The following is a 2,247-nucleotide window of genomic DNA, read 5'->3' as shown; positions in this document are numbered from 1 at the left end:
AAAAGCCGTGCGCCACGAGGCGCTGATGGATCCGTGCGGGAGGAAGGGCCCGCCGCCGGTCATCGCAGTGACCGGTCGAAGCTGGAGGCAGGCGGAGCCCCGGGTTGGGGGTGAGGCTGGAAGCGGCCTCGACAATGTAGGGGCGGGTCGGCACTGCCAGACGGCTCGTGCCCGCTAGCGAGGACGGGAAGGTGTAAGGGAACTGAACCGGTGGTTGAAGCCCCGTTAGTCGTCAGCGATCTGCCGAACCTGGTGGATGGATCGCTTTGCGGTGCTGGGCAGGCCGTGGCTTTTGGCCTGTTCGCTTCCGTCGTCCGTGTGATTTGGGCGGCGGAAGGCCCGGGCCAAGACTGCGATGTGCGGCCCGTGGCGATGCCGTCGGGGTATAGCCGGACGCCAACACCCGTCATAACGGACATCAGTGAACGTGGGAAGCGGCCTGGTGCCGCCCTTCCCGTCCGGCTGCCGGCCGGGCGGTGGGCAGGCGCAACGCCCGCTGTGGGCATCGGGTCGTGGCGGAGCCGCCGTAGTACTCCGAGGCCAGGAGAGCTGGTCGCATGGGGAAGGGCGGCAGTGTGATCAGCAGTAATGACTGGAGGCGGGAAGAGTCGCCGTTGAATAACAGCGCACCGTCGTGGCCGGGCAGTTTGACGGCCGAGCGGCGGGTACTCGACCACCAGCGAAAGCTGCACCGATGGGCACGAGACGAGCCGGACCGCCGGTTCGCGGACGTGTTCAACCTGATCTGCGACCGGGCCACGTTGTTGGTGGCCTGGGAGCGGGTGTCGGGCAATCGGGGCGCGAAGACGGCGGGCGTGGATGCGGTCACCCGCCGCCACGTCGAAGAGGATATCGGGGTGCTGCCCTTCCTGGAGGACCTGCGATCCTCGCTGAAGGGCGGCACCTTCACACCGTTGCCCGTGAAGCAGGCGATCATTCCGAAGCGAAACGGCAAGGTCCGTGCGCTGGGGATCCCGACCCTGCGGGACCGGGTGGCGCAGATGGCCCTCAAGCTGGTCCTCGAACCGATCTTCGAGGTCGATTTCTATCCGTCGAGTTACGGGTATCGGCCCGGACGTCGGGCTCAGGATGCCATCGCCGAGATCCACCAGCTCACCAGCCGCTCATACGAGTGGGTGGTCGAGGGTGACATCACCGCGTGCTTCGACAATGTCGATCACCAGGTCCTGTTGGACCTGGTGGCAGAGCGCATAGCCGATCGTAAGGTGCTGCGGCTGGTCCGGGGGTTTCTGCGGGCCGGGGTTGTCGAGCAGCACGGTGGCTTTGCGGACAGCCTGACGGGCACGCCGCAAGGTGGGGTCGCCTCCCCGCTGCTGGCCAACATCTATCTGTCCGTCCTGGACCGGCATTTCGCCCGGATCTGGGAACGGGACATGAGCCCGGGATGGCGGCGGCAACACCGCCGTCGCAAGGGGCTGCCGAACTTCCGGCTGGTGCGTTTCGCCGACGACTTCGTGGTGCTGGTCTGCGGCACCCGGTCCGACGCGGAGAGCATCAAGACGGAGATCGGTGAGTTGCTGGCCACCAGGCTGAAGATGACCCTCTCGGTTGAAAAGACACACCTCACCCACATTGACGACGGCTTCGTCTTCCTGGGCTTCCGTATCCAGCGCAGGCGCAGAGGTGACGGCCGCCGGGTGGTGCTCACGATCCCGTCCAAGGATGCCTTGGCACGGGTCATGCACAAGATCAAGGAGACCACCGGAGCAGGAACGGTCTCGCTCAGGCTGCTGGACGTGCTGCGGAAGATCAACCCGATCCTGCGGGGCTGGGCTGCGTACTTCCGCTACGGCGCATCAAAGAGAACGTTCGCTTATCTGGGCTGGTACGCCTGGTGGCGGGTGATCTACTGGATTCGCCGCAAGCACCCCCACCTGACCTGGAAACAGACCCGGCGGCGCTACTACGGGGCCGACCGGATCTGCGAGGACGGCCTGGTCCTTTACAACCCGGCGAAGAAGCGCGTGGAGCGCTACCGCTTCCGCGGAGCGCAGATCGCCACGCCGTTCAACGTCGACGAGATCGACCCGGCCGGAGCCCGTTTCCGCCGGACCGGTCACGACGATGCGGCCTTCGTCGGCCACGTCTCCGAACTCGTCAGCTGAACCCATCGGATCACATGGAGAGCCCGGTGCGGGGACGACTCGCACGCCGGGTTCGGCGGGCGGGGACGGGAAAACCGGCGGCCGAAAGGCCGCACGGCGTCCCGTCCCCGACCCAACAGAT

The 2,247-nt window shown here is 66.4% G+C and carries 1 protein-coding gene; it reads left to right on the top strand.

Annotated elements, in window-relative coordinates; all coding sequences use genetic code 11:
- The first annotated feature begins 557 nt into the window (after nucleotides 1-557).
- Complete coding sequence (gene ltrA / locus ACFFNX_RS48150) at nucleotides 558-2,126, top strand: group II intron reverse transcriptase/maturase (RefSeq protein ID WP_378213140.1); 1,569 nt, start codon at nucleotides 558-560, stop codon at nucleotides 2,124-2,126.
- Nucleotides 2,127-2,247: the final 121 nt, after the last annotated feature.

Source organism: Actinoallomurus acaciae (assembly GCF_042429965.1).
GTDB classification, from domain to species: domain Bacteria; phylum Actinomycetota; class Actinomycetes; order Streptosporangiales; family Streptosporangiaceae; genus Actinoallomurus; species Actinoallomurus acaciae.
This window is presented reverse-complemented; position numbering and strand designations above follow the sequence as displayed.

What these genes read in the sequence shown, in the direction of transcription:
- ltrA (WP_378213140.1), top strand. Translation starts at nt 558, where the DNA reads ATGGGGAAGGGCGGCAGTGTGATCAGCAGTAATGACTGGAGGCGGGAA.